This window comes from Pantanalinema rosaneae CENA516 (genome assembly GCF_050753385.1).
Taxonomy (GTDB): Bacteria; Cyanobacteriota; Cyanobacteriia; order Leptolyngbyales; family Leptolyngbyaceae; genus Pantanalinema; species Pantanalinema rosaneae.
Genome location: NZ_JBLZFZ010000010.1, coordinates 50,541 through 76,203, shown reverse-complemented (window position 1 = coordinate 76,203; position 25,663 = coordinate 50,541). Strand labels below are relative to the sequence as shown.

The 25,663-nt window shown below is 49.2% G+C and carries 34 protein-coding genes; 24 read left to right on the top strand and 10 right to left on the bottom strand.

The window, feature by feature from the left end; genetic code table 11:
* Positions 1–71: 71 nt before the first annotated feature.
* From ACN4EK_RS07920 to psbO, 4 genes are all read right to left on the bottom strand, one after another.
* Positions 72–494 carry a DUF5331 domain-containing protein gene (locus ACN4EK_RS07920; protein WP_431657301.1) on the bottom strand — a complete coding sequence of 141 codons (423 nt, stop codon included), beginning with the start codon at positions 492–494 and terminating at the stop codon, positions 72–74.
* Positions 495–585: 91 nt separating this feature from the next.
* A complete protein-coding gene (gene bchL, locus ACN4EK_RS07915) occupies positions 586–1,452 on the bottom strand; it encodes a ferredoxin:protochlorophyllide reductase (ATP-dependent) iron-sulfur ATP-binding protein (protein ID WP_431657299.1) in 867 nt (288 codons plus the stop codon).
* A 693-nt stretch (positions 1,453–2,145) separates the two neighbouring features.
* A complete protein-coding gene (locus ACN4EK_RS07910) occupies positions 2,146–2,922 on the bottom strand; it encodes an RNA polymerase sigma factor SigF (protein ID WP_431657297.1) in 777 nt (258 codons plus the stop codon).
* A gap of 502 nt (positions 2,923–3,424) precedes the next feature.
* Positions 3,425–4,249: a photosystem II manganese-stabilizing polypeptide gene (gene psbO / locus ACN4EK_RS07905; RefSeq protein WP_431657295.1), complete on the bottom strand. Its 825-nt coding sequence runs from the start codon at positions 4,247–4,249 to the stop codon at positions 3,425–3,427.
* Between the two features lie 475 nt (positions 4,250–4,724).
* On the opposite strand from psbO, the gene ACN4EK_RS07900 reads away from it, so the two are divergent.
* Entirely contained in the window at positions 4,725–5,108 is a 384-nt protein-coding gene (locus tag ACN4EK_RS07900; RefSeq protein ID WP_431657293.1) for a hypothetical protein, read from the top strand.
* Between the two features lie 215 nt (positions 5,109–5,323).
* On the opposite strand, the gene psbM is transcribed toward ACN4EK_RS07900, so the two are convergent.
* Together psbM and ACN4EK_RS07890 are read right to left on the bottom strand one after the other, a co-directional pair.
* Positions 5,324–5,443, bottom strand: coding sequence for a photosystem II reaction center protein PsbM (gene psbM / locus ACN4EK_RS07895; RefSeq protein WP_431657291.1), 120 nt, complete (start codon positions 5,441–5,443; stop codon positions 5,324–5,326).
* Between the two features lie 136 nt (positions 5,444–5,579).
* On the bottom strand, positions 5,580–5,951 hold the full coding sequence (locus ACN4EK_RS07890) for a 2Fe-2S iron-sulfur cluster-binding protein (RefSeq protein ID WP_431657289.1): 372 nt from the start codon (positions 5,949–5,951) through the stop codon (positions 5,580–5,582).
* Positions 5,952–6,317: 366 nt separating this feature from the next.
* On the opposite strand from ACN4EK_RS07890, the gene psbB reads away from it, so the two are divergent.
* The 3 genes from psbB to ACN4EK_RS07875 all read left to right on the top strand — a co-directional run bounded on the left by psbB (position 6,318) and on the right by ACN4EK_RS07875 (position 8,823).
* Positions 6,318–7,847: a photosystem II chlorophyll-binding protein CP47 gene (gene psbB, locus ACN4EK_RS07885; RefSeq protein WP_431657287.1), complete on the top strand. Its 1,530-nt coding sequence runs from the start codon at positions 6,318–6,320 to the stop codon at positions 7,845–7,847.
* A gap of 114 nt (positions 7,848–7,961) precedes the next feature.
* Complete coding sequence (locus ACN4EK_RS07880; protein WP_075600934.1) at positions 7,962–8,057, top strand: photosystem II reaction center protein T; 96 nt, start codon at positions 7,962–7,964, stop codon at positions 8,055–8,057.
* Positions 8,058–8,331: 274 nt separating this feature from the next.
* Complete coding sequence (locus tag ACN4EK_RS07875) at positions 8,332–8,823, top strand: hypothetical protein (RefSeq protein WP_431657285.1); 492 nt, start codon at positions 8,332–8,334, stop codon at positions 8,821–8,823.
* A gap of 61 nt (positions 8,824–8,884) precedes the next feature.
* On the opposite strand, the gene ACN4EK_RS07870 is transcribed toward ACN4EK_RS07875, so the two are convergent.
* The 4 genes from ACN4EK_RS07870 to ndhN all read right to left on the bottom strand — a co-directional run bounded on the left by ACN4EK_RS07870 (position 8,885) and on the right by ndhN (position 14,046).
* Positions 8,885–10,072, bottom strand: coding sequence for a histidinol-phosphate transaminase (locus ACN4EK_RS07870; RefSeq protein ID WP_431657283.1), 1,188 nt, complete (start codon positions 10,070–10,072; stop codon positions 8,885–8,887).
* Positions 10,073–10,126: 54 nt separating this feature from the next.
* Positions 10,127–11,971, bottom strand: coding sequence for a R3H domain-containing nucleic acid-binding protein (locus ACN4EK_RS07865; RefSeq protein ID WP_431657384.1), 1,845 nt, complete (start codon positions 11,969–11,971; stop codon positions 10,127–10,129).
* 197 nt (positions 11,972–12,168) lie between these two features.
* Positions 12,169–13,428, bottom strand: coding sequence for a circadian clock protein LdpA (gene ldpA, locus ACN4EK_RS07860; RefSeq protein ID WP_431657281.1), 1,260 nt, complete (start codon positions 13,426–13,428; stop codon positions 12,169–12,171).
* 141 nt (positions 13,429–13,569) lie between these two features.
* Positions 13,570–14,046, bottom strand: a complete 477-nt coding sequence (gene ndhN, locus ACN4EK_RS07855; RefSeq protein ID WP_431657279.1) for an NAD(P)H-quinone oxidoreductase subunit N — start codon at positions 14,044–14,046, stop codon at positions 13,570–13,572.
* A 570-nt stretch (positions 14,047–14,616) separates the two neighbouring features.
* On the opposite strand from ndhN, the gene rplC reads away from it, so the two are divergent.
* The 20 genes from rplC to ACN4EK_RS07755 all read left to right on the top strand — a co-directional run bounded on the left by rplC (position 14,617) and on the right by ACN4EK_RS07755 (position 25,599).
* A complete protein-coding gene (gene rplC / locus ACN4EK_RS07850; protein ID WP_431657277.1) occupies positions 14,617–15,249 on the top strand; it encodes a 50S ribosomal protein L3 in 633 nt (210 codons plus the stop codon).
* Between the two features lie 96 nt (positions 15,250–15,345).
* Positions 15,346–15,978 carry a 50S ribosomal protein L4 gene (gene rplD, locus ACN4EK_RS07845; RefSeq protein WP_431657276.1) on the top strand — a complete coding sequence of 211 codons (633 nt, stop codon included), beginning with the start codon at positions 15,346–15,348 and terminating at the stop codon, positions 15,976–15,978.
* Entirely contained in the window at positions 15,971–16,273 is a 303-nt protein-coding gene (locus tag ACN4EK_RS07840; protein WP_431657274.1) for a 50S ribosomal protein L23, read from the top strand. The genes rplD and ACN4EK_RS07840 overlap by 8 nt, the downstream gene beginning before the upstream one ends.
* Positions 16,274–16,311: 38 nt before the next feature.
* Positions 16,312–17,175: a 50S ribosomal protein L2 gene (gene rplB / locus ACN4EK_RS07835; protein ID WP_431657273.1), complete on the top strand. Its 864-nt coding sequence runs from the start codon at positions 16,312–16,314 to the stop codon at positions 17,173–17,175.
* Positions 17,176–17,206: 31 nt separating this feature from the next.
* Entirely contained in the window at positions 17,207–17,485 is a 279-nt protein-coding gene (gene rpsS / locus ACN4EK_RS07830; protein ID WP_431657271.1) for a 30S ribosomal protein S19, read from the top strand.
* A gap of 53 nt (positions 17,486–17,538) precedes the next feature.
* A complete protein-coding gene (gene rplV, locus ACN4EK_RS07825) occupies positions 17,539–17,898 on the top strand; it encodes a 50S ribosomal protein L22 (RefSeq protein ID WP_431657269.1) in 360 nt (119 codons plus the stop codon).
* Positions 17,899–17,966: 68 nt separating this feature from the next.
* Positions 17,967–18,701, top strand: coding sequence for a 30S ribosomal protein S3 (rpsC, locus tag ACN4EK_RS07820; RefSeq protein WP_431657267.1), 735 nt, complete (start codon positions 17,967–17,969; stop codon positions 18,699–18,701).
* Between the two features lie 77 nt (positions 18,702–18,778).
* On the top strand, positions 18,779–19,198 hold the full coding sequence (rplP, locus tag ACN4EK_RS07815; RefSeq protein ID WP_431657265.1) for a 50S ribosomal protein L16: 420 nt from the start codon (positions 18,779–18,781) through the stop codon (positions 19,196–19,198).
* Positions 19,199–19,200: 2 nt separating this feature from the next.
* Complete coding sequence (gene rpmC, locus ACN4EK_RS07810; RefSeq protein ID WP_431657264.1) at positions 19,201–19,434, top strand: 50S ribosomal protein L29; 234 nt, start codon at positions 19,201–19,203, stop codon at positions 19,432–19,434.
* Positions 19,435–19,440: 6 nt separating this feature from the next.
* A complete protein-coding gene (gene rpsQ / locus ACN4EK_RS07805) occupies positions 19,441–19,692 on the top strand; it encodes a 30S ribosomal protein S17 (protein WP_431657263.1) in 252 nt (83 codons plus the stop codon).
* 12 nt (positions 19,693–19,704) lie between these two features.
* Positions 19,705–20,073, top strand: a complete 369-nt coding sequence (gene rplN, locus ACN4EK_RS07800; RefSeq protein ID WP_431657262.1) for a 50S ribosomal protein L14 — start codon at positions 19,705–19,707, stop codon at positions 20,071–20,073.
* Entirely contained in the window at positions 20,073–20,420 is a 348-nt protein-coding gene (gene rplX, locus ACN4EK_RS07795; protein WP_431657261.1) for a 50S ribosomal protein L24, read from the top strand. Before rplN ends, rplX begins: the two co-directional genes overlap by 1 nt.
* 142 nt (positions 20,421–20,562) lie before the next feature.
* A complete protein-coding gene (gene rplE / locus ACN4EK_RS07790; protein ID WP_431657260.1) occupies positions 20,563–21,108 on the top strand; it encodes a 50S ribosomal protein L5 in 546 nt (181 codons plus the stop codon).
* A gap of 23 nt (positions 21,109–21,131) precedes the next feature.
* Positions 21,132–21,533, top strand: a complete 402-nt coding sequence (gene rpsH / locus ACN4EK_RS07785) for a 30S ribosomal protein S8 (protein WP_431657259.1) — start codon at positions 21,132–21,134, stop codon at positions 21,531–21,533.
* Between the two features lie 59 nt (positions 21,534–21,592).
* Positions 21,593–22,132 (top strand): 50S ribosomal protein L6, encoded by a 540-nt coding sequence (rplF, locus tag ACN4EK_RS07780; protein ID WP_431657258.1) that lies wholly within the window; start codon positions 21,593–21,595, stop codon positions 22,130–22,132.
* 2 nt (positions 22,133–22,134) lie between these two features.
* Positions 22,135–22,497: a 50S ribosomal protein L18 gene (gene rplR, locus ACN4EK_RS07775; RefSeq protein ID WP_431657256.1), complete on the top strand. Its 363-nt coding sequence runs from the start codon at positions 22,135–22,137 to the stop codon at positions 22,495–22,497.
* 49 nt (positions 22,498–22,546) lie between these two features.
* Positions 22,547–23,068 carry a 30S ribosomal protein S5 gene (gene rpsE, locus ACN4EK_RS07770; protein WP_431657255.1) on the top strand — a complete coding sequence of 174 codons (522 nt, stop codon included), beginning with the start codon at positions 22,547–22,549 and terminating at the stop codon, positions 23,066–23,068.
* Between the two features lie 97 nt (positions 23,069–23,165).
* On the top strand, positions 23,166–23,633 hold the full coding sequence (rplO, locus tag ACN4EK_RS07765; RefSeq protein WP_431657253.1) for a 50S ribosomal protein L15: 468 nt from the start codon (positions 23,166–23,168) through the stop codon (positions 23,631–23,633).
* Positions 23,634–23,734: 101 nt separating this feature from the next.
* A complete protein-coding gene (gene secY / locus ACN4EK_RS07760) occupies positions 23,735–25,048 on the top strand; it encodes a preprotein translocase subunit SecY (RefSeq protein WP_431657252.1) in 1,314 nt (437 codons plus the stop codon).
* A complete protein-coding gene (locus ACN4EK_RS07755; protein WP_431657250.1) occupies positions 25,048–25,599 on the top strand; it encodes an adenylate kinase in 552 nt (183 codons plus the stop codon). Before secY ends, ACN4EK_RS07755 begins: the two co-directional genes overlap by 1 nt.
* Positions 25,600–25,663: the final 64 nt, after the last annotated feature.

The window sequence follows — 25,663 nt, the reverse complement described above, 5'->3', positions numbered from 1 at the left end:
TCACAAACGGTTGATCTGGGAATGAACCCGCTTAGTAGGAATCGATACCCGACCGGAACCTGAACCTGGAATTAATCGCCTTGACCACTGATGCCCTGGCAGGACTCGTCCATCTTGGCAATCAGATTGGAGACAGCCGCCGTGGCGATCTCAAATTGTTCAGGAGCCGCAGGCAACATTTTGGCAATACTTTCCTGAAGTGCCGCTTGTTCACGCTCTTTGGCGATCGCGTCCAGTTGCTCATCGGGGTTAAAGTTCAATCCCAGGGCTGCCACAATTCGGTCGGGGTTATTGCTGAGTTCCACAATTAAGGGAAACATTTGCGTCAATTTAGGTTCGAGGATTGCGAGAGTTGCCAGGATGAAACTCGATGACGGTCGGCGTTGCCCCCCACAATTGACCCAAACCCCAATCCGCGTTACCCATTCACGGTTCTCAGCGTAATAGTTCAACCACTTGTCCTTTAAGGACTGACGAAGCTGCGGAATATTCACACGACACCTTCAACGTTTTCAGCTGTGAGTTTTGAGTTGCAAGATCCCAAAGATTACTCATAACCCAAAACTCACCCTGCAAAACGTTTCTTTAGACCATCATCAGATCCAGTTCTTCCTCAGCAATCTGCACTTTGGGTTGTTGCGGATTCAGGTAAAAGTCAGACAGCAAGGAGAACAGGTCGCGATCGGGGGCATCGCTTGGCACCACCCCTTCAGGTCGCGACAAAATCTGATCCGCAATGTTCAGGTAGTAATCGCAGACATAATTGAGCGAAGGATCGGATTCTGCCATCTCAAACAAGGTCTTACCCTTGACCCGCGATACCCGAATATCTTCGATCAAGGGCAGCACTTCTAGCACTGGCATGGGGACACACTCAATATATTTGTCGATCAAGTCGCGTTTAGCGGTGCGATTCCCGATTAATCCGGCTAGTCGGAGGGGATGGGTACGAGCCTTCTCCCGCACCGAGGCGGCAATCCGGTTAGCGGCAAATAGGGCATCAAACCCATTGTCCGTCACGATCATGCAGTAATCGGCATAGTTCAGGGGGGCAGCGAATCCGCCACAGACCACGTCGCCCAATACGTCGAACAAGATCACGTCGTACTCATCAAACGCATTTAGTTCTTTGAGTAACTTGACCGTTTCACCCACCACGTAACCACCGCAGCCAGCGCCCGCCGGAGGCCCACCTGCCTCGACACAGTCCACGCCGCCATAGCCTTTGTAGATCACATCTTCCGGCCAGACATCTTCGTAGTGGTAGTCCTTGGACTGAAGCGTGTCGATGATGGTGGGAATGAGAAAGCCCGTCAGCGTGAATGTACTATCGTGCTTCGGATCGCAACCAATTTGTAGAACTTTCTTCCCACGTCGAGCCAGGGCAACGGAGATGTTGCAGCTAGTTGTAGATTTGCCGATTCCACCTTTTCCGTAAACTGCGAGTTTCACGCTAATCGTCTCCTATGGTTGCATCTAAAACTTTAGTGCTCCTGAACCAGAAAGCTAATCGATCGCACAGGAATCTTAGGTCTTGACCCACTGAGATCCAGTGCGGTTGGTTGAGCTACTGAAAGCATTATTGTGGAACTGCTCTGCTAAGGAAAGGGGCATTCAAAATGTATTGACGATTAATACAGCTTAATCAGGCTTAAAAAACTCATTAATTCTATATTTGGATTTTCAAAGGCTCTAGTTAGTTTAATTAATCTATAAATGCAATTTATGTAACCCTTTTGATAAAAATAGGTACAAAAAGCAAAAAGAACTCAGTTGATCCAGAGATCTGAATTGGTTGCAACCCTGCGGTTATGGCAATATTTTCCAAGCCGAGATAAGGACGAAGGGCTTTAATCTCGCTGGGGATCAAGGAAAAAGTCGAGTTAATCGGAAGGTTATATTGGGCTACATCAATTTAATCAACCTTGTAGCGGTCGAATCTCTAGGCATGACAACTGCTTTATTAAGAATGCTCAATTTTTGAGTTGATCTGGAGCCAGACAAATCTATTCACAAAAAAAACACCCTGCTGGTTTAACAGAGGGGTGTTTTGAACAACCTGTAGGTAACAATGAGCGATCCGTCAGAGAATTCAGTTGGCGTACTGGTTAATCGTAGGTTAACTGCTCGGGATAAGTAACGTGGTTAAGCTTCACTGCCAGCCATCAAACGCTGTAATGACTCCAGACCCTTTTTCACGCGGCGGGATACCGTCACAGCACTAATCCCAAGCCGTTCAGCCGTCTCTTTCTGGGTCAAGTCATGGAGAAAAACAAATTCCAGGATTTGTCGGGTGCGATTTTCTAACCGCGTTAAGGATTGCTGTAAGCGGATTTGATCTTCCTGCGCCAGTTGAAAACTCCGATAGCGAGTATCGGGAACTAATTCACCCAGAGAAGATGCCCCGTTTTCCTCATCTTTAATTGGTGCATCTAAACTGAGCAATGCCCGGTTTTGGTAAGCTAGCTTAATTTCTTGCCATTCTGCGACTGGAATTTCTAACGCTTCAGCCAGCTCGACATCCGTAGGTTGACGGTTGAGTTTGATCTGTAATTCGCGCATGACCCAGATAGCTTGACGCTGAAGGGCTTGCCAGCGCCGAGGAATGCGCATGGATGGACTTTTGTCCCGTAAATAATGTTGAATTTCACCTCGGATATACGGAATAGCAAAGGAGCTAAAGGCATGTCCCTTAGACATATCGAAGCGTTCGATCGCCCGAATCAGCCCAATGCTACCAACCTGTAATAGATCCTCGTAGCTTTCGGTACATTGATTCATCCAATGATGAGCTTCTTTCCTAACCAGCCCAAAATTCAGTTCTACTAAACGATTACGTATTTGTGGGCAGGATGAAGTTTGATATTCTCGTAATAATTGTAAGCTTTCGCTTTTCAGTTCGTAGTTAGTCGTGGTAGGCATGACGGTTTTCAGTCGGTAGAGCAGTTAACCTGAGCCGCTTCAATTAAATCCAGCTTGATTGAAGATGAATCAAAACGCTGTGATAGATAGCACACCTGGAAAGAGACAAACAACACTCTAGGAAGCTTAATAGCTACTACACAAAGATGCTGGCAGAATACTCGGATTAGATGCGATGCCCTGATAAAGGCGTGATATTAATGTTTGGCTGAATTAGAGGCTTCAAGTTAAACCTATTCGTTACTAAGGATTACCAACAACGGCATTTCTACGGAACATTGATCCGAGAGCCGTCAGTACCGAAGCATATTCTACTCGATATTAATCTAGGGATACTGATTCTAGAAACAATCAGTAAGCGTTTCAGCGTTTGTATCAAATTCTGAGCCACCGTGAATCATACGGAGATTACCTGATGCCTTGAGATGAAAAAAGCAGGAGCAATTTGCCCCTGCTGCATAAAGCTAACTTTGTTAACGCGATCGAGATTACCTGAAGTTGGTTAAGCAGCCCCAACTCGAGCGTAGAAAATCCCTTGAATCTTGACATCTTTGGGTTCGTGGGAGCCCATGTCAGTTTCTGAAGGCTGCTCACTGACAAAGTTTCCAGCGATTTCACCGGTTGCTGCATCCACCCGAGTGACTTGGAGCGAGATCTTACCTTTATCCAACTGGAACTGCTTGGTGTTTTCCTTCCGCAGTTCTTCACTATCAGCGGCTGATGGTAAAGCAACTGCACTATCATATCCTGCTGTCAAACCCCGACCTTTTGGATCCAGGAAGTTAGAAGTCCGGTAGGAGGGGACTTTAAACGTGCCTTCAAAGTCGGCCGAAGCATTCACAGCATTCAAACCAGGTTGAGTAGTTGCAACTAGGCTTTTGATTGTAAACAGGAAGGGCACACGTTCACCACCCGGCAACTGAACTGTAATGGGTTGGAAATCCAGCCCATCTTCTTCGATAAAAGTCAAGCTCCCGTCGGAATTGACTTTTAGCTCACCTTGTACCGCATCAATCGAGGATGTGGCTCGGGTCATTAACTTAGTAGAAACGTATTCTGCCTTTTGCCGTTTATTAGCGGCTTCTTCTCTGACTAAGAAGGTAGTTGGCTGTAAACACAGATTTGTGAGTGTGTAAGATTTGCTGGAATCCAGCGGAATTGACCCCCGACTAACTTCACTGACTTGGGGACATAGATTAGCTAGACCAGTGCCGATAATTTGGTCATAGGTCATCGCTTCTCTGCTCATAGCAGGACTTTCAGCGCAGGCGGTCAGGAAGCTAATGCAAACTGCCAGGAGTGCAACGACTAGAGCACGGTACCTCATGAACAACCTCAATATCAACGTAACTTTTCTGCCAGTATGATTCAGGATTCGGCTGTATCCGTACAGTTAAAGACCAGACCTTCCACAGGTTTGAGATGGATCATCTGCTCCGGAACTGCCCAGAACTTCAACCAAGCGCGGGACACGTTATAAATCCCGAACGAACAGAACCAGGTCTGTCCTCGACCAAATTTTTGTGATTCCCAGAATGATTTAAGAAGTTCTATCTACAGCATTTTACATGGCTGTGTAGCCTTTTCCTTGACCCGAACTGCAAATTGGTCTTTCCTAGAGTGGATGTACCTGAAGTGTTGCAGTTGAAAACGCTGACTGGTGCTTAGGGGAATTCCTCAGGCATCCCTGTCACTGCATCCCTGTCACTGCATCCCTGTCACTACATCCAGCGTCATCCTATCCAGTGAAGTAATTAATTTGCCTGAAACATCAATTTATATAGATCTAGTTTAGATTGCTAATGGATAAAGGTCGCTATAAAGATATGCAGGAATTAGCTCAAATGAATAGTGAGAACGGTCTTGAAGTAGAGCCTTTGGAGTCTCAGCTTCAGGCAGTGGCGGATACTGTGCGTTACCTTGCCCAATCTCATCAAGGGGATTGTTTAGCGCTGTTGTCGATTTTAAGAATGTTGGAAAGTTTACATGCGGACGTGCGGGATACTTGGTTTCAACCTGCTCTACCGGATAACCGCCAAGCGCTCTATAACCTCCTGAGAGATATCGAAGCGAGTGGTGGTTGGCCCTATATCTATCGCATGAGACTCCACGAACTTTTGAAAAATTTTCAGGGTGATTTAACGGTAGAGCCACCCGTGGACTCAAATCCTCATCAATCAGCGTGAGTCAATGCAGGGCTAACCATGAGTGAATCATGAGCCAATTGAGTGAATCCACTTAAAGATCAACTGATGGGTCATAGCATAGCTTTACCCATCAGTTGATCTAGAAATGCAATAAATTTTTTATTTGAGCAGGGTGACAAAAATCTTGATTATGCAAATTTAAGTGCCGACCTGCTGACCTGGCAACGTGTAACGAAGATAAGCGATCGATTGATTCACGAGTCTTCTTTGTTGGCTTGGCTGCTGGCTGTTTGGATATACAGAATCAGCAGAAAGACGGCTGGAACCAAGACGAACAGAATGCTCGCGACAAACCCTAAATCGTTAACCTGCATAAAACCATCTCCTAACCAATCTCAGACGTTGACAGAACTAGAATACCACTGTGTTTATCCAGTCAAGCACAGCCAGTACCACCAGTGCGAAACGGAAGGTGAGAGAACCCCCGTTGATCGCACTAATGACCCTATTTCAGGGTTTTGTCTTAACGGTAACCGCTCCCTGAACCAGTGTTTGGCAGGCTAGTCGGTAGTTTTGTGGCTTCCGCTTCAGTTTGCGGTCTTCTGCTTCTGTGCGCGGTGACAGGTTTTCCATGCCATCCACGACTTCGACAATACAAGTCCCACATTGACCATAGCCGCCGCAGTTCATGACTTTAGCCACCATGCGGTAGAGGTCAATGCCGTTCTCCAGGGCTTTAATTCTCAAATTAGCCCCGTTGGCAACGACGACTTCTTTGTTCTCCTGAATGAAATTGATGCTAGCGATCGTTGAGGGGCGAGACTCAACGGAAGATTTTTCTTGAGAATCTGGGTCAGTCACAATCTGCTTTTGAGTTTCCATAGGTTGACTGGTCTTGTCTCGGAAGGTTCCGATGATGGGTGATATCTGCGATCGTACCTTTAATACTAGTGATACTAGATTTGACACTGATGATCGCGATCGTCATCGCAGTTCTCATGCAAAGAAGCTTCAAGTTGCTTGCAATGGGCTTTAGCACTGGTTACACTTCTTTATACACTTTCATTTTCACGAATGTTTTGCCAATTGGCTAGTGTGAGAGCTCGAAAGTAAGCTGGCAAAGGGTTGGAGGATTTAAGGCAGGCATCAAACCTGTTTGAGTCTGTTTACCAGGGTTCAGCACTTTAATAAAATGCTTACAAAAGGCATCGAGACTAGAGCAAATTCATCAAAGGAGGAGCGTAGTCAATGGGACTACCGTGGTACCGAGTACACACAGTCCTGATTAACGATCCAGGACGACTGATCGCCACCCACCTGATGCATACAGCATTAGTGGCGGGTTGGGCAGGATCTATGGCGCTCTATGAACTGGCTATCTTTGATCCATCTGATCCTGTCCTCAATCCCATGTGGCGGCAGGGGATGTTTGTATTGCCGTTCATGGCTCGTCTAGGAGTAACTGGCTCTTGGGGCGGTTGGAGCGTTACAGGTGAAGCAGGTGCAGATCCCGGATTTTGGTCATTTGAAGGGGTCGCGGCTGCTCATATCATCTTGTCTGGACTGCTGTTCTTAGCGGCAGTTTGGCACTGGGTCTATTGGGACTTGGAATTGTTCAGAGATCCACGCACGGGCGAACCGGCACTGGATCTGCCCAAAATGTTTGGGATCCATTTATTTCTGTCTGGGCTGCTTTGCTTCGGCTTTGGCGCATTCCACCTCACGGGTCTATTTGGACCGGGTATGTGGGTATCTGACCCCTATGGGTTGACGGGAAGTGTTCAACCGGTTGCCCCAGAATGGGGACCATCTGGCTTCAATCCGTTCAATCCTGGTGGGATTGTGGCTCACCACATTGCGGCGGGTGTTGTTGGGGTAATTGCTGGTCTATTTCACTTGAGTGTTCGTCCACCGGAACGGCTATACAGAGCCTTACGGATGGGGAACATTGAAACGGTTCTGTCCAGCAGTATTGCGGCTGTGTTCTTCGCTGCTTTTGTGGTGGCAGGAACCATGTGGTATGGCAGTGCAGCAACCCCGATCGAACTGTTTGGGCCTACCCGTTACCAGTGGGATAGTAGCTACTTCAAGCAAGAAATTGCTCGGCGAGTGCAAGCGGATGTGAACAGTGGGGCAACCCTATCCCAGGCCTGGTCGGCAATTCCGGAAAAACTAGCGTTCTACGATTACGTTGGTAATAGTCCTGCTAAGGGTGGTCTGTTCCGTACTGGACCGATGGTTAAGGGGGATGGCATTGCTCAGGAATGGTTGGGTCATGCGGTCTTTACCGACAAGGAAGGTCGGGAACTGAATGTCCGGCGTTTGCCGAACTTCTTCGAGAACTTCCCGACTGTCTTAACGGATAAAGATGGCATCGTGCGGGCGGATATTCCGTTCCGTCGGGCTGAGTCGAAGTACAGCTTTGAGCAAAATGGAGTTACGGTTAGCTTCTACGGTGGTCAGCTAGATGGTAAAACCTTCTCTGATCCGGCGGTGGTGAAGCGTTATGCACGTGGCGCTCAGCTAGGGGAAATTTTCTCCTTCGATCGCGAAACCTTGAACTCTGATGGCGTATTCCGTACTAGCCCCAGAGGTTGGTTTACGTTTGGTCACGCTGTATTTGCTCTGCTGTTCTTCTTTGGTCACATCTGGCATGGTTCTCGGACACTGTTCCGGGATGTGTTTGCCGGAATTGACCCTGATCTGTCAGAAGAGCAAGTGGAGTGGGGCTTCTTCCAGAAATTGGGCGACCCATCTACTCGCCGTAGTGGAGTTTAAGGCTCCGATTTCGGTTTAAGAGAGGTCTAAGCACGATCCTTTGTATTGGAGGAAGCTTTAGACCTCTCTCCCAGTCTTGTAGACTGTCATAGAGATTCGTCAGGAAATTTTGATATGGAAAGCGTTGCTTACATTTTGATTCTCACTTTAGCGCTGGGCGTTCTGTTCTTTGCGATCGCCTTTCGTGAGCCTCCGCGCATTGGCAAGTAAGTGTCATTGGCGTTCAGATCAGCTTCATAGGAAGCGATGCTGATTCAGATTTGGCGCTACAAGGGCAAGATGGCCTTCTGAGCATTGTTCCAATTGCCATCATCTTGAACACAGGCATGTTTATGTCTGTGTTTTGCCGTATCCATCCTCGATCATAGATGGCTTAAAATTAAGGTTTGGAGCAGTCTAGAAAACAGCCTGACTGCTCGACGTTGTATGTTCGCTTGGTTTTCCTTAGCTAATCTTCTGTCGGCACTTTCAAGGCTTCAATTGTATGACTAAGGCAAGCCTGAACCACCAGGAGTACACTGATTCTGACTCTGCCTGCGATATCTTAAACCAACTGCATAGTGGCACATTATTGATGGTGAATAGTCGCAGGCGGAATGGGTTAATCATCTATAAGCGCTATCATGCCGAGTTTGCTGGGCCGGGGGCGGCGGTTGGCAGTTTTTTTGATGTGGACTGTCAAGCCGTCATTCCCGTTGGTGATCTGTCGTTAGTGCATCCAGAAAACCAGGAGGAACGGCAAAAGGCTTACTTAATTCGTCGTCAATGGATTCGTCTGACGCATCAATTGACGGACAATCCGGCATCGTTCCAACGGGCACAGATGATCCTGAGCCAGTTCGAGAACTATTTTGATGCGGCGACGGTTGCTCGTTTACCCGATGAAGCCTTTGCGTTGATGGTTGGCGTGTTGCCTCAGACGGTCGGCATCCTCCGCCGTAGTATGGATGCTATGAACATGCCGTTAAAAGTCTAAAAGGTCAGCGATCGCCCTCGAACTCTGTTAACCTCAATGGCACATTTGGCTATGGCGGTGGTTAAGAAGTTGCCAGGGTAGCTACTCCAGTCGATAGCACAGCTTGTAAATGGGCGATCGTTCTCGCATTTTCTGCCGGACTACCGACCGTAATTCTTAGCCCGCCACTGGTATGCCGAATCAGAGTACCCTGTTGTTTCAGGGCAATATGCATCTGGTGTAAAACGGTTTCAGCCTGTTCCGGCTCGTGATGCCGGAGGCGCACATAGATAAAGTTGGCAGCACTTTGCCAAACCTGGAGTTGGGGGTGTTGAAGCAGTGCTTGGGTTAGGTGAGTCCGTTGTTCTAACAACAGGGGAATAGTTTGGAGTAATTGTTGCCGATGGCTGAGAACTGTGTAAGCGGCGGCTTGGGAGAAACTGGGTAAGTTGTACGGAAGGCGAACTTTTTCTAGAGTAGCAATCACGGCAGGATGGGCGATCGCGTACCCTACTCGATGAGCCGCTAATCGAAAAGCTTTGGAAAATGTCCGGAGCACAATCCAATTGGGACGATCGAGCAGTGCGCTGACGATCGTCGTTTGACTAAATTCAAAATACGCCTCATCAATTACCACCAAAATCTCATCGGGCAGACGGCGTAACCAATCAATTTCCGCCTGGGTCATTGCATTGCCGGTAGGCGAGTTGGGATGCACCATGAAGACCGCTCGGATAGCTGGATTTGTGGTCTGGCTGATTGCCTGTTGAGCAGCTTGTAAATTCACCTCAAAATGGGTGATTGAGCGATCGACCGATACCACGGGAATCCCTAACGTCTGCGCCAGGATGCCATACATGGAAAAGGTGGGTTCGGCAACCAGAATTGCCCCCTCTCCTCCTAAACAGGTGGCGATCAGGATTGAGCGGATCAATTCATCCGAGCCATTCCCCACGGTAATGTGATCGGCCGTAAAGGGGGTGGATGGTAGGGCGGCGGATTCATTCACATACGTCGCGATCGCCTGTTTCAACCCAGCATGACCACCATCGGGATAACGATTGTTTTCCAGCGTCTGCTGATACGTCCAGGCTAGCTTTTGTTTGAGTTCTTCTGGTAAGTCATAGGGACTTTCATTCGTGTCCAGGCGATCGCCGATCGACTTAAGGGTATCTGAACGCAGATGGGAATCTGATGGCTCAGACTCATCCGCCGTATGGGGGGTATATGCAGTCAACTGAGCCAGATCGGCACGAATGAACGGAAACATGACTAGAACCAGAAACAATCACTAATGACCAATAGCGTATAGCGAATTGTGCTATTAAGCTGGATAAATTCGTAACCGACGGTTCGGCTCTTCACCAAAACTACGGGATTTCAGATGATAGTGTTCCACTAATTCATGCTGCATTTTCCGGACACTGGCAGACCGGGGTAAGAGTTCTACCGGTTGTCCTTTGGGAATGACGATTTGCTCCACGGCTAGCCGCGCTTCTTCCAACGCTTCAATTTCGTCGTCACCATCGCCTCGAATGAATAGCTCCAGATCAGTGCCATCGGGGTTGCCCATCTCATCAATGTTCAGCATCCGGCGCAGCCCTCGGGCAATTTGCGGAATTCCACTAGCTTTAATGGTGTGGATCGGTACCTGCCGCGCTTTGGCTAAATGGCGGAGTTTCGTATGGTTTTTGACGTGCGATCGCAACGCTAATACCGCATCGGCATGATCGATATCCTTTGTCAGGACGATCGGGAGTTTCAACGTCCGAATCACCTGATCAAGCTGATGCCGACTGACCCCATAGGGATAAACGTACAGGATGTCTTCCCCACTGAGACTCCGGTGATCCTGCTCATCCAGGGCTTGATTGGGCAGAGAAAGTAGACCATCAGCCATAGGAGAGACAACCAATTCATCGTCGATCGCCATATTCCGAAGAGATTCGTCCAGCAATTGCTCAAATTGTTGTTCTTCGGCGGTAGGTAGCGGATTGGAGCGGGAGGAGACGGGACGCATCTGCCCGGACGATCGCCAGCCTCGACTAGCCGTAGTCCCAGCATTTTTGCTAAAGGGGTTCTCACGTCCACTAAAGGAAGTGGCATCTCGGATCGGCGTTACCCCTTTATGCGAACGACCTCGGGTTGGCAACAGATCGGCATCACTACTGGACAACTCATGGGTAATAATGACTTTGCCGGTTTCTCCGATCGTCCGCACCTGGGGATTTGGCTGTCGTCCTCGCAACATACTATCGATCGTTTCCGCCACATGCTCATGCACCACCCAGCGCTGGCGCTCCAGCATTTCCACGGCAATATCAAACGTCGGTGGAGCTTTACGTTCCAACACGCTTTTTTGACTGCCTCGGCGACGGGCTTCCTCATCTCCCAAGGTGACGGATTGGATGCCGCCAATTAAATCGGACAAGGTGGGGTTTTTAATCAGGTTTTCTAGCCGATTGCCGTGGGCGGTACCAACCAGTTGCACTCCTCGTTCCGCGATCGTCCGAGCCGCTAACGCTTCTAATTCAGTCCCAATTTCATCAATCACAATCACTTCCGGCATGTGGTTTTCCACCGCCTCAATCATGACTTGATGCTGAAGTTCTGGACGGGCAACCTGCATCCGACGAGCCCGCCCGATCGCGGGATGGGGGACATCGCCATCGCCAGCGATTTCATTGGAGGTGTCAATAATCACCACTCGTTTTTCGAGTTCATCGGCGAGAACTCGGGCAATTTCACGCAGAGCCGTGGTTTTACCCACACCGGGACGACCGAGCATGAGGATTGACCGTCCACTTTCCACCAGATCGCGAATCATCCCGATCGTTCCAAACACGGCACGACCGACCCGGCAAGTTAAGCCAATAATTTCTCCACGGCGATTCCGGATGGCACTGATGCGGTGAAGAGTTTGCTCAATTCCTGCCCGATTATCGCCCCCAAAATCTCCCACATTGGCAATGCAGGCATTCAGATCGGTAAAAGTAATGGGCTCCTCTGAGAGATACTCGGCTTTACCGGGAAACCGAGCTTCCGGGCGGCGACCCAAATCCATCACGACTTCAACCAAGAAGTCTTTTTGCGGATGGCGTTCCAGTTGCTGCCGAAGTGAAGTGGGTAAAATGTACAGTAGTTTAGTCAGGTCGTCTGTAATCTGCATGTTGCTAGGGGCTGAGGAATCAACGGCGATCGCGGTTGGTTCTAGAGAGCTTGTAGCGCTGCGATCGGTTAAGTTATCTGGCGTTGCGGGAGTGGGTGGCTGATTAGAAGGGAGACTGTCGTAACTCGACATGGGATGCGATAGGTTAGGGTCGTTCGAGGATGGCGCAGAGGATAGAAGGTATACCTCCATCCTAGTCAATCATGTTCGGTACCAGTAGAGTTGTTGGCTGACTCACACGACTTTAGTTGAGACACCAGGGAGTGAGCTAACGTAACGGCTTGCCAAAGTAGATCCGCTATCGGTTTGGGATCACTCAAGTAAGGGGGCTGGTATGAGCTAGAGAAAGGGCTGGGGGATGCTGAAACGGCAGCATACTGGCTGACCTGGCTGTTGGAGCGATCGAGTTGCTCTAGCTGCTCCAACACGGATGACAATAAGCTCCGGGCATAACTCCCATAAGCTACGCCACTCAGGTAACTGGGGGCAGCATCTGCCTGGTCAGAACGGTACTCTGGGGAGCGCAGTAGCCCTAACGATCGTAACTTTGGGACGGTATGGTGATTCGTGCCGCCAGCCAACTGCACATAACCGGGTAACTGGGCGGCTAACACCTTTTGACCTAATTTGATGGCTGCCTTTGTCGTTCCCATGCCAATATCGCCACTCATGGGGCGACCGTCTGTTTGCCAAATTAACGGATAAGGCAGTGGGTTCATGATGCTATAGAGCGCTTGCAAGTATTCCAGCAACCCTGCCCCATCCGGACAACTAATCGCTATCAGCTTTAATTGTTTCAGGTAAGGAGCGATCGCGCTCCACAATCGCTGGAAATCATCCAAACGTCCCACCTGAGTATGAATCTCGATCGCATCCACCCCTGATTGCAACACTAAGGGGGCGATCGCCTGGGGAGTAGAAACATAGGAACGCGTGGCAATATGTTGGCTGGGGCAAACGGGCAAACACCGACCGCACCCATAACACCGATCCGCTAGTATTCCTGAAAGAGTCGGCAATGCGGCAGTGACGCTGGAAACAGGACGATCCTGTGTCAGATTGGCGGAAGGGCTTGATTGAAAAACAATTGCATTTGCTGGACAAATCGCTTCGCAGGGACGGGGACAGTTAGATGGACAGGTACTTGCATCAAACTCGGCTTTCCGAAAATGCGGATCTTCGCCATCATTAAAGCTAACCATCAACCAGGGGCGACCTTTCGCTGCAAATCCTCGCTGCTGGGCAGCCTCAATCATCGGGCTTGCCATAGCTATGCCAGCTTGAGCCGCCGCGATCACAGCCGGATCTGCCGCCACATCAATACAGTCAGCACCTGCCAGGGTATACACAAGTGCCAGGTAGCGAATTGATGGGAGGTGTTGAAAACTGGCTCCACAAATTAACTTAAACCAGTGTCCCTCCCGGAGGGAGCATAAAGGGGAGTTTTGTTCAGTCACTCTTCCATGCTAATGCGCTCGATCAAAAAAGACGAGTCATTAGCCGGAAACCTCGTGACTTTTGCGACGAATCAACCCGAATCAGTAGAGCGGCGATCGCAGTTTGTGTAGATATAGATCGCCCCTTGCTCTATTCAACAACTAGGCCGATAGTAACGCCTGCTTTAACGGAGTCCACCGGAAGACGCGATCGCCGCCTAACTCAACTACAACCTTAACCCGAGGTTCGATGCTGGGCAGAGCCGCCAGGTATTCCAACTCTTGATTCGACAAAATATTTCCTTCAATAATCCATAGGAGCAGACCCTTGGATTTAGGTGGCAGTTGTTCTAAGTGGGTCGCCAAAATGGGAGGAAGATAGTACGTGTAGCCAACGGCGGCTCCTGAAGCAGTGCTTTTCTTCCCTAGATGAGGCGGACGAACACCATGCACTCCAGTCAGATACATGGCGACATCGCCTAGCCCTCTAGCGGTAATGTTGAGAGCAACATAGCCTGCTGCCCGAATTCGCCGCCGATAGCGTCCCTCAAATCCCCCCTCTAAAGGAACATAAACGCCTAAGGCTCCCTGGGCTTCCAGATCGCGGATCAGCGGCTTGCCAGTTGTAATCAGTGCCATATCAATATAGATTCCTTCGTGCCGTTACCCATTGCTCTGAGGTTAGATGATGTTAGCCTGTCCATGCTGAGGGGCCACACTGACACCACCGATATTCCCTAAAATAGTCTCTCATATCTAGCCAGGAAGCTTCAAAACACAGCATTGAATCTCTGCCAAAGGTATCCTTGTGATTTTCTTAAGATTAGATCTAGACAAACCCAAGAAGGTTGTTCTATAGTGGATAACTGTCGCTAAAAAATTGAGTTGTTCGCAATCCTGTGAATTACAAGGTTTGCGGGGCTCAAAGTTCAAATCAAGCTCTACCCTCGCTATTGGATACTGAGTGGTTTACTGCTTAAGTCCTGATAGGGGTAAACGCCGGGTTAGATCGTTATCTAAACTTTCTCAGAAGCAAAAAGCTAAATCGAAAGCTTTATAAAAAGACTTTCCGAGGTTCAGCTTCTTAGGAGTCATCTTGAGAGGTTAACTTCGGTTGATTTGTAGCGATGAGAGTGGTTAAGCAGAGATCTGAAATGTTTTTCATGATCTCCATATTTTGCAGTGTGTAGATAGAGGGAGTCAGTCACCGTGTCCATCGGTATTCTCGGCACCAAACTTGGCATGACCCAGGTGTTTGACGAAGCAGGGAAAGCCGTTCCCGTAACCGTCGTTCAAGCAGGACCATGCACGATTACCCAGATCAAAACCGTTGACACTGATGGTTATTCGGCCATTCAGGTTGGATACGGTGAGGTAACTGAGAAGGCATTAAATAAGCCTGAGTTAGGTCATTTAGCGAAGTCCGGCTGTTCGCCTGTCCGGCATCTTCATGAGTATCGCTTAGATGATGCGGCTCAGTTTGAGCTGGGTCAACAGTTAAAAGCAGATACGTTTGCGGCTGGACAGACCGTAGATGTGATTGGCACCAGTATTGGTCGTGGCTTTGCGGGTTACCAAAAGCGTCACAACTTTAAGCGTGGACCGATGGCGCATGGTTCCAAAAACCACCGTCTTCCCGGTTCTACCGGTGCTGGTACAACACCCGGTCGGGTCTATCCGGGTAAGCGGATGGCAGGACGCTTGGGTGGCAGTCAGGTTACTGTCCGTCAACTAACAGTTGTTCGAGTTGATGCTGAGCGGAATCTGTTGCTAATTAAAGGGGCTATTCCCGGTAAGCCAGGTGCATTAGTGAATGTTGTGCCTGCCAAAACGATTGGATAAGCACCAGTCATCTTCTGAGATTGCCAGGGGATATTAGGCTGCTCTGGAGCCAATGCCTAACAGTCGTTACCTGAATCGAGACGGGATTAAAGAGATATGGTTGATTGTGTAGTTCGAGATTGGCAAGGACAAGAAGCCGGAACTGCTTCGTTAGAGTTGCGAGTGGCTAGTGAAGCCAGTGCCGCACACATTGTCCATCGTGCCTTAGTGCGTCAAATGGCAAATGCCCGTCAGGGTACTGCTTCGACAAAAACTCGCGCTGAGGTTAGCGGCGGTGGACGGAAGCCCTGGCGGCAAAAAGGGACGGGTCGGGCGCGGGCTGGATCTAACCGTTCTCCGTTATGGCGGGGTGGTGGTGTAATCTTTGGACCCAAGCCCAGAGATTACGAGAAGAAAATGAATCGTAAAGAGCGGAGGTTGGCTCTGCGTACAGCCTTGCAAAGTCGGGTGGATGACTTGGTGGTTGTGCAAGATTTTGCTGATCAGCTACCTCAGCCGAAAACGAAGGAATTAGCTAAAGCGTTAGCCGGTTGGGGAATTCAGCCGGGTGCAAAGGTGCTGTTAATTGTGGCAGAGCGGAATGAGACGGTTTATTTGTCTGCTCGTAACATTGCCAACTTGCGGTTAATCTCTGCCAACAACCTGAATGTATTTGATCTGCTGGCAGCGGATCAGATCGTGGCAACCACATCTGCGCTTTCTCAAATCCAGGAGGTCTACGGTGACTGAATACTCCCCGCGTGATTTAGTTGATTTGATTCGTCGTCCGCTGATCACCGAAAAAGCAACTCTGTTGCTCGAAAACAACCAATACACCTTTGAGGTGGCTCCCAAAGCAACCAAACCACAGATTAGAGCAGCCATTGAAACGCTGTTTGATGTCAAGGTGGTGGGAGTGAAAACAATTAATCCTCCTCGCAAACAACGTCGAGTGGGCAAATTCATTGGCTATCGTCCTCATTACAAGCGGGCGATCGTAACCCTGGCATCTGGGGACTCCATTACCCTCTTCCCCGAGGTCTAGGACTGTTGAGGTTTGGCAAGCATTTAAGAGTGTGAACTATGGGCATCCGCTTATACCGACCATATACCCCTGGAACTCGTGAGCGTAGCGTTTCGGACTTTTCTGAAATTACGCGGAGTGAACCAGAGAAGTCTTTAACAAAATCCCGTCATCGTCCGAAGGGTCGTAACAATCGGGGTGTGATTACTTGCCGCCATCGGGGTGGTGGTCACAAACGCCTTTATCGCATGGTTGACTTCCGTCGCGATAAGCACAATATTCCTGCCAAAGTAGCGGCGGTTGAGTACGATCCGAACCGGAATGCTCGGATTGCTCTGCTGTACTACCAGGATGGTGAGAAGCGCTACATCCTACATCCAGCGAATCTACAAGTCGGTACTGTCATCGTTTCTGGTCCTAACTCCCCGATCGAAGTTGGTAATGCACTACCTTTGGGCAATATCCCGTTGGGTACGATCGTCCACAACGTTGAGCTGACTCCTGGCAAAGGTGGTCAAATCGTGCGGGCGGCTGGTGCCAGTGCGCAGGTGGCGGCAAAAGAAGGAAACTTCGTAACGCTGAAGCTACCTTCCGGCGAAGTGAGAATGATCCGGCGGGAGTGCTATGCGACGATCGGCTCTGTCGGTAACGCAGATATTCGCAATACCAGTTTTGGTAAAGCCGGTCGTAAGCGTTGGAAAGGTCGCAGGCCGGAAGTTCGAGGTAGCGTCATGAACCCGGTTGATCACCCGCATGGGGGTGGTGAAGGCAGAGCGCCGATCGGTCGTTCTGGTCCTGTCACTCCTTGGGGTAAGCCTGCACTGGGATATAAAACTCGCAAGAAGCGCAAACTCAGTGATGCGTTGATTGTCCGTCGCCGTCGTAAATCCTCGAAACGCGGTAGAGGCGGTCGGGATTCATAACTGCAAGCACTAAGAATGGAGTAGGTAGAGCATGGCTCGTTCGCTGAAAAAAGGTCCATTTGTCGCAGATCATCTGCTACGCAAAATTGAGGCAATGCGGGCAAAAGGTGACAATCAGGTGATTAAAACCTGGTCACGTGCGTCCACAATTATGCCGCAAATGATTGGTCTAACCATCGCTGTTCATAACGGACGGCAACATGTTCCGGTCTATGTTACCGAGCAAATGGTTGGTCACAAGCTGGGTGAATTTGCCCCCACTCGTACCTTCCGGGGTCATGCCGGTGGTGATAAGAAAGCTCGCCGATAAGAGGGGCGAGGGATGAGCTACTGGCTCTTAGCGATTAGCTAGAGGAAGAAATTATGGCTGTTGATACTACAGAAGTTAAAGCAATCGCCCGCTACGTTCGGATGTCCCCTCATAAGGTACGTCGGGTTTTGGATCAAATTCGGGGACGCTCCTACCGAGAGGCATTAATCATTTTGGAATTTATGCCCTATCGCTCGTGTGAGCCAATCTTAAAGGTGTTGCGATCGGCAGCAGCGAACGCTGAACACAATGAGGGAATCGATCGCGCTTCGCTCTTAGTGAGCCAAGCTTATGCGGATCAGGGACCGACTCTGAAGCGTTTTAGACCAAGGGCTCAAGGTCGGGCTTACCAGATCCGTAAGCCAACCTGCCACATTACTATTGCTGTGGCTCCAGGTGCGGAAGAGTCCTGATTCCGTCAGAACTCTTTCCGATCTTGAGCCATCATTTCACTGCTACTGCTTTCATTGAGGACGCCTTCGTGGGACAGAAGATTCATCCAACCGGATTCCGACTGGGGATTATCCAGGATCACCGCTCTCGCTGGTTTGCGGATACTAACCGTTATCCAGAATTGTTGCAAGAAGATTATAAGATTCGTCGCTTTGTCGAAAAAAATCTGAGTAGTGCTGGGATTTCTGAAGTTCGGATTGAGCGTAAAGCCGATCAAATTGACTTAGAAGTTCGCACGGCTCGACCTGGTGTTGTTGTTGGTCGTGGCGGTGCTGGCATCGAATCGTTGCGATCGGGGCTACAAAAGGAATTGGGCGGTAGCGATCGCCAAATTCGCATCAATGTGGTTGAAGTGGCTCGGGTTGATGCAGATGCTGCTTTGATTGCTGAGTATATCGCACAACAACTAGAACGTCGGGTCTCCTTCCGGCGGGTGGTTCGTCAGGCGATCCAAAGAGCGCAGCGGGCAGGAATTGAAGGCATTAAAGTTCAGGTGAGTGGTCGTCTGAATGGTGCAGAAATTGCTCGTCCCGAGTGGACCCGCGAAGGTCGTGTCCCTCTCCATACTTTGCGAGCCGATATTGACTACGCTTACTGCACTGCCAGCACAATCTATGGCACCTTAGGGATTAAAGTTTGGGTATTCAAGGGGGAAATTATCCCTGGTCAAGAGGAACCTCAAGCGAATACCGCGACCCAACCTCGCCGTCGTCAACAACAGCGTCGTCGTCAGCAATTTGAAGACCGATCGAATGAGGGATAGGGCATAGAGCTGAAAGGGCATTTTCCCTTTTCGTTGCTTAAGCTCTCCTGACTTCTGCATTCATAAGGTACTGAGCCATGTTAAGTCCAAGAAGAACTAAATTTCGTAAGCAGCAACGCGGACGCATGAGAGGTCTGGCAACTCGCGGTAGCTCTCTCAACTTCGGTGAGTTTGGTCTCCAAGCGTTGGAACCCTCCTGGATTACCTCTCGCCAAATCGAAGCTAGCCGTCGAGCCATGACTCGGTATATCCGTCGGGGTGGCAAAATCTGGATTCGCATTTTCCCGGATAAGCCTGTGACCATGCGACCGGCTGAAACCCGGATGGGTTCCGGTAAAGGGGCTCCTGAATTTTGGGTAGCTGTCGTGAAACCAGGTCGAATTTTGTTTGAAATTGCTGGAGTTTCTGAAGAAGTTGCCCGGGAAGCAATTCGTCTGGCATCCTTCAAACTCCCTATTAAGACAAAGTTCATCACGCGTGAAACGGAGGAGTCCTGATTATGCCATTACCTAAAATAGAAGATGCGCGTAAACTAAGCGACCAGGAACTTGAAGAGCAAATTATTGCGATTAAGCGTGAACTATTTGAACTGCGATTTCAGAAGGGCACACGTCGGTTAGAAAAACCTCACCAATTTAAGCACGCTCGTCATCGTTTGGCTCAATTAATGACGGTTGAACGAGAAAGACAGTTGGCAGTAGGCTCACAATCTGGATCTGAAGCAGCGGAGTAGACCTCAATGGCAGTAAAAGAGAGAGTTGGCTTAGTCGTCAGCGACAAAATGGATAAAACCGTAGTTGTGGCAGTGGAAAATCGGGCTGCTCACCAGAAATACGGCAAGATTGTGGCAAAAACCCGACGCTATAAGGCGCATGATGAGGAGAATAAGTGCCGAGTTGGCGATCGAGTCCGGATTCAGGAAACTCGTCCTCTCAGCCGTACTAAGCGGTGGACTGTGACCGATATTTTAACCACTACAGCAAAAGGCTAGAGGAAGGTTGAGATGATTCAGCAGGAAACCTACCTGAACGTAGCAGATAACAGCGGTGCGCGTAAGCTCATGTGCATCCGTGTGTTAGGGGGTGGTAATCGTCGTTATGGTGGCGTTGGTGATGTCATTGTGGCGGTGGTGAAAGATGCGATCCCTAACATGGCGGTCAAGAAGTCGGATGTCGTTAAAGCGGTAATTGTTCGGACTCGCAAGAGCTTGCGCCGTGAAAGCGGTATGAGCATTCGCTTTGATGATAATGCGGCGGTGATTATCAATAACGATGGTAATCCGAAAGGCACTCGTGTCTTTGGTCCGGTTGCCCGTGAACTGCGCGACAAAAACTTTACCAAGATTGTTTCTCTGGCGCCGGAGGTACTGTAATGGCAATTAGCAAGGCTGAGGTCACTCGGCACAAAATGCATGTCAAGAAAGGCGACACCGTTCAAGTCATCAGTGGCAAGGATAAAGGCAAAGTCGGTGAAGTTCTCCTGACTCTACCGAAACTTAGCAAGGTGGTTGTCAAGGGAGTCAACATTCGGACTAAGCACGTTAAACCTCAACAGGAAGGTGAATCGGGGCAAATCGTTACCAACGAAGCACCCATTCATAGCTCTAATGTCATGCTTTACTCGGAAAAGCAGAAAGTAGCTAGCCGCGTGTGTTACACCTTCAATGCTGAAGGTCGTAAGGTGCGGATGCTGAAGAAAACTGGGGAAATAATTGACTAGGACTGTTAGTTGTCAGCTATTCGTGATTTGTAGAAATAGAACTTGGCATTTGCTCAATCGCTCTGAACCATTCCGATATAGCGAATCACTAACACCCAATTTTCCTGACCAAGACCAGGAATCAATCGAAAAAGGATGATCAATGGCAACACAGCTTAAAACAACGTATCAAGAAAAAATTGTTCCAAAATTGATGGAACAGTTTGGCTACACCAACATCCACCAAGTTCCTAAGCTTGTTAAAGTCACTGTGAACCGGGGTTTAGGTGAAGCGGCTCAAAATGCAAAAGCATTGGAGGCTTCTTTAGCCGAGATTGGTGTGATTACTGGGCAAAAACCCGTAGTTACCCGTGCTAAGAAAGCGATCGCAGGGTTCAAAATCCGGCAGGGGATGCCTGTCGGGATTATGGTAACGCTCCGTTCAGACCGGATGTATGCCTTTCTCGATCGCCTGATCAACCTCGCTCTCCCCCGGATTCGTGACTTTCGCGGTATCAGTCCTAAGAGTTTTGACGGGCGTGGGAACTACACACTGGGGATTCGAGAGCAGCTCATTTTCCCAGAAGTGGACTATGACAGCATTGACCAAATCCGTGGCATGGACATTTCAATCATCACGACTGCAACTACCGACGAGGAGGGTCGTGCTTTATTGAAAGAGATGGGCATGCCCTTCCGGGATAACTAAGGCAGGTTTATCAAGGGAATACTATGGCGGCACACGACACCATTGCAGACATGCTGACGCGAATTCGGAACGCAAATATGGCGCGTCACCAAACAACTGAGGTTCCCTCCACCAGGATGACTCGCAGTATTGCCAAAGTCTTAAAAGATGAAGGGTTTATCGCTGACTACGAAGAGACTGGTGAGGGAGTAAAGCGCCACTTGGTCATTGCGCTTAAGTATAAAGGTAAGGGCAGACAACCGATTATTAATACATTGCGGCGAATCAGCAAACCGGGATTTCGAGTGTACTCAAACCGGAAAGATTTACCCCGTGTATTAGGTGGAATCGGCATTGCCATTATTTCGACCTCCAACGGCATTATGACCGATCGGGAAGCTCGTCGTAGCGGTTTAGGCGGTGAAGTTCTTTGCTACGTCTGGTAGCGGAGATCCGTTAAATGAGCACGGAATTCAGTACGCGGAATTGATAGGAGTAGGCAGGTATGTCGCGCATTGGTAAACGTCCCATTGCTATCCCCGCTAAGGTGACGATCACGATCGACGGGCAATCAGTCACAGTTAAGGGACCAAAGGGTGAGTTGTCTAGAGTGTTGCCTCCCGAGGTCATTGTGGTTCAAGAGGGCGAAACACTGTTAGTCAATCGACGGGATGAGTCCCGCATGGCTCGTCAACGACATGGGTTATGTCGAACTTTGGTTGCCAATATGGTTGAAGGGGTTTCCCAAGGATTTCAGCGTCGTTTGGAGATCCAAGGTGTTGGTTACCGGGCTCAAGTGCAGGGTAAGACTTTGACTCTGAACATGGGATATAGCCACCCAGTACAAATTGAACCGCCCGACGGAATCCAGTTTGCCGTTGAGAATAACGTCAATGTGATGGTTAGCGGTATCGATAAAGAAATTGTTGGCAATACGGCTGCTCGAATTCGTGCGGTTCGTCCCCCAGAACCTTATAAAGGGAAAGGGATTCGCTATGCCGGAGAAGTAGTCAGACGTAAGGCTGGTAAGGCAGGGAAGAAATAGTCATGAATCTAAGTCGTAGAGAGTCAACTCGTAATCGTCACCAACGCGTTCGGCGGCGGGTGACAGGGACAGCGGAACGCCCAAGATTGGCTGTGTTTCGTTCTAATCAACACATCTATGCCCAAGTGATTGACGATACTCAGCACCATACCCTGGCTTCTGCTTCAACGTTAGAATCAGACTTGAAATCTAGTTTAGAGTCTGGAGCCAATTGTGATGCGTCTACTCAAGTAGGCAAATTGATTGCTCAGCGATCGCTCGAAAAGGGTATTCAGCAAGTCGTCTTCGATCGTGGTGGTAATCTCTATCATGGTCGGATCAAAGCCCTAGCAGATGCTGCCCGTGAAGCAGGGCTACAGTTCTAATCCGTCATTAGATATCTTTAGTAATTTGCGGAATCGCTTGGAGTAGATCATGGCAAAGGGTCGTAAAAGCAATAAGAGCCGAGAAAAGGAAACTGACTGGCAAGAGCGGGTTGTGCAAATCCGGCGGGTCACCAAGGTTGTCAAAGGGGGTAAGAAGTTAAGCTTCCGGGCGATCGTGGTCGTTGGTAATGAGCGTGGGCAGGTGGGTGTCGGCGTTGGTAAGGCTAGCGATGTGATTGGTGCGGTGAAGAAAGGCGTTGCAGATGGTAAAAAGCATTTAATTGAAGTGCCTTTGACCAAAAATAACTCTATTCCCCACCCAACGACTGGTCAGGGCGGCGGAGCAAAAGTCATGATGCGTCCGGCGGCTCCTGGTACAGGGGTAATTGCTGGGGGGGCTGTGCGGACTGTACTGGAACTGGCAGGAGTTAGAAACATTCTGGCTAAGCAGCTTGGTTCCGATAATCCGCTCAATAATGCGAGAGCGGCGGTTGAAGCCCTATCCACCCTGCGAACATTTGCCGAAGTTGCTGAGCAACGGGACATTTCCCTTGAGCATCTTTATGCCTAGCCTAGCCAATTACCTGGCTGACTAGAGTAATTAAGTACTCAAGACTGGGTGACTGATGCAATTTCTATAATGCTGTTAGTAATTGAGAGCGAACGCTATGAGATTAAATGATGCTGTGCCCCAGTCCGGTTCTAAAAAGCGCCGTCGCCGTCTGGGTCGAGGAATTGCGGCAGGTCAAGGGGCAAGCTGTGGCTTTGGCATGAGAGGTCAAAAGTCACGATCGGGTCGCCCAACCCGTCCAGGTTTTGAAGGAGGACAAACTCCTTTGTATCGCCGCATCCCTAAGCTAAAACACTTCCCGATCATCAATCGGCGTTACTACACCATTATCAATGTCGAGGATTTAGCCTCCTTACCAGCTAACACTCTGGTGACCCTGACATCTCTCATGGAAGCAGGGATTGTCACTACTGATGATGGGCCTCTCAAAGTATTGGGGAATGGTGAACTCAATGTGCCTTTACAGGTGCAGGCGGCTGCCTTTAGTGCATCGGCTCGCGCTAAGATTGAAGCAGCTAAGGGAACTTGTGAACTTCTAGGTGCTGACTCTTCGGAGGCAGAATAGCCTGAAGCTCTGCATAAATACTGCTCAATCATAGATACTTCGGTAGTTTCTACCGGAGATTTATCTATATAAAACCATACGTATGTTAGAGGGTCGCTTTCATGGTTGTTAGCCGAGATAAGACACCAAGTGCTCAGGAGACTTTTGCCCAAATGGCTCAAGCGGCTGGGCTAAGGGGGCGGGTTCTATTAACGATCGGCATGTTAATCCTGATTCGCCTTGGTATCTTTCTGCCGATCCCAGGCATCGATCGGGAAGCCTTTGGAAGAAGTATTCAAAATAATGTAGCGGTCAATTTTCTTGATATTTTTGCGGGAGGCGGTCTGAAGGCTCTAGGCATCTTTGCCTTGGGGATTATTCCGTTCATCAATGCCTCGATTATTTTGCAGCTTTTGACGGCAGCTCTACCCTCGTTAGAGAATCTGCAAAAGAATGAAGGGGAGGCAGGTCGTCGTAAGATTTCGCAAATTACCCGATATGTTGCCCTGGGTCTTGCTCTGGTTCAGAGTATTGGCGTGTCAATTTGGCTGCAACCCTACGTTCAACCTGAGAATGCTGGAATTGGCTTTATTATCCAAACCGTTCTAGCGCTAACGGCAGGCTCCATGTTTGTCATGTGGGTAGGAGAGTTGGTAACGGAGCGAGGCATTGGAAATGGTGCTTCCCTGCTGATCTTTGTCAGTATTGTCTCTGGCTTCCCACGGTATTTTGGTCAAACTTTAGAATTGGCCCAGACTGGCGATCGTAGCGTAGTCGGAGGGATTCTGATTCTCCTGCTAGTCTTCCTGGTGATGATTGTCGGGATTGTGTTTGTGCAAGAAGGTACCCGGCGGATCCCAATTGTCTCTGCAAAACGCCAAGTGGGGCGGCGGATGTATTTGGAGAAGAGTAGCTATCTTCCCTTACGCCTGAATCAAGGCGGCGTGATGCCGATTATCTTTGCCTCAACGGTACTGATTCTTCCAGAGTATCTAGCGCAATTTACCAAAAATGACATCGTCATTCAGATTGCAAACTATATGCGACCGAGTGGCCCAACCCCGTGGGTGTACGTAGCTGTTTACTTAGCGCTAATTCTGTTCTTCAGCTATTTCTATACCTCTTTGGTGGTCAATCCGGTCGATCTCTCACAAAACTTGAAGAAGATGGGGGCTAGTATTCCCGGCATTCGTCCTGGTAAAGCCACCAGTGATTATGTTGAACGGGTGTTAAATCGCTTAACTCTTCTAGGGGCTGTTTTCCTGGGTTTGGTTGCGATCGTGCCGACAGCGGTTGAAAGTGCGACTCGGGTGACAACGTTTCAGGGTTTGGGAGCAACCTCATTGTTGATTTTAGTGGGTGTCGCGATCGACACCGCTAAGCAAATTCAAACCTATGTTATTTCCCAACGCTACGAAGGAATGGTGAAACAGTAGTGCCACGCTTAATCTTTTTAGGTGCCCCTGGGGCGGGTAAAGGAACTCAAGCCAAAGCGTTAGCTGAACTGTATAAAATCCCGCATATTTCTACCGGTGATATTTTGCGAGATGCAGTCGCTCGGCAAACTCCTTTAGGTTTACAAGCGCAAGCCTATATGGATCGCGGTGACTTAGTTCCAGATCAACTGGTGATCGATTTGATTCGGGAACGCCTGCATCAGGCAGATGCCCAATTGGGTTGGATCTTAGATGGTTTCCCCCGGAATGTGACCCAAGCCAGCTTCCTGGATCAACTGTTATCCGAAATTAATCAGGTTAGCGATCAAGTCGTTTACTTTGATGTCCCAGATGAGGTGTTAGTCTCCCGGATGTTAGGGCGTGGTCGTAAAGATGACACGAGAGAGGTGATTGAGTCGCGTTTGGAAGTCTATCGGCAACAAACGGCTCCATTGATCGACTTTTATAAAGACCGCAGTAAATTGCTGGCTGTCAATGGGGATAAGGCAATGGATGAGGTGACAGCCGAACTTGAACAATCGCTGCAATAAAAGTGCTTGCTACCTTACCTGCCCCTGGGGTCATATTTTTGACATTAATACCTGGCTATTGGCG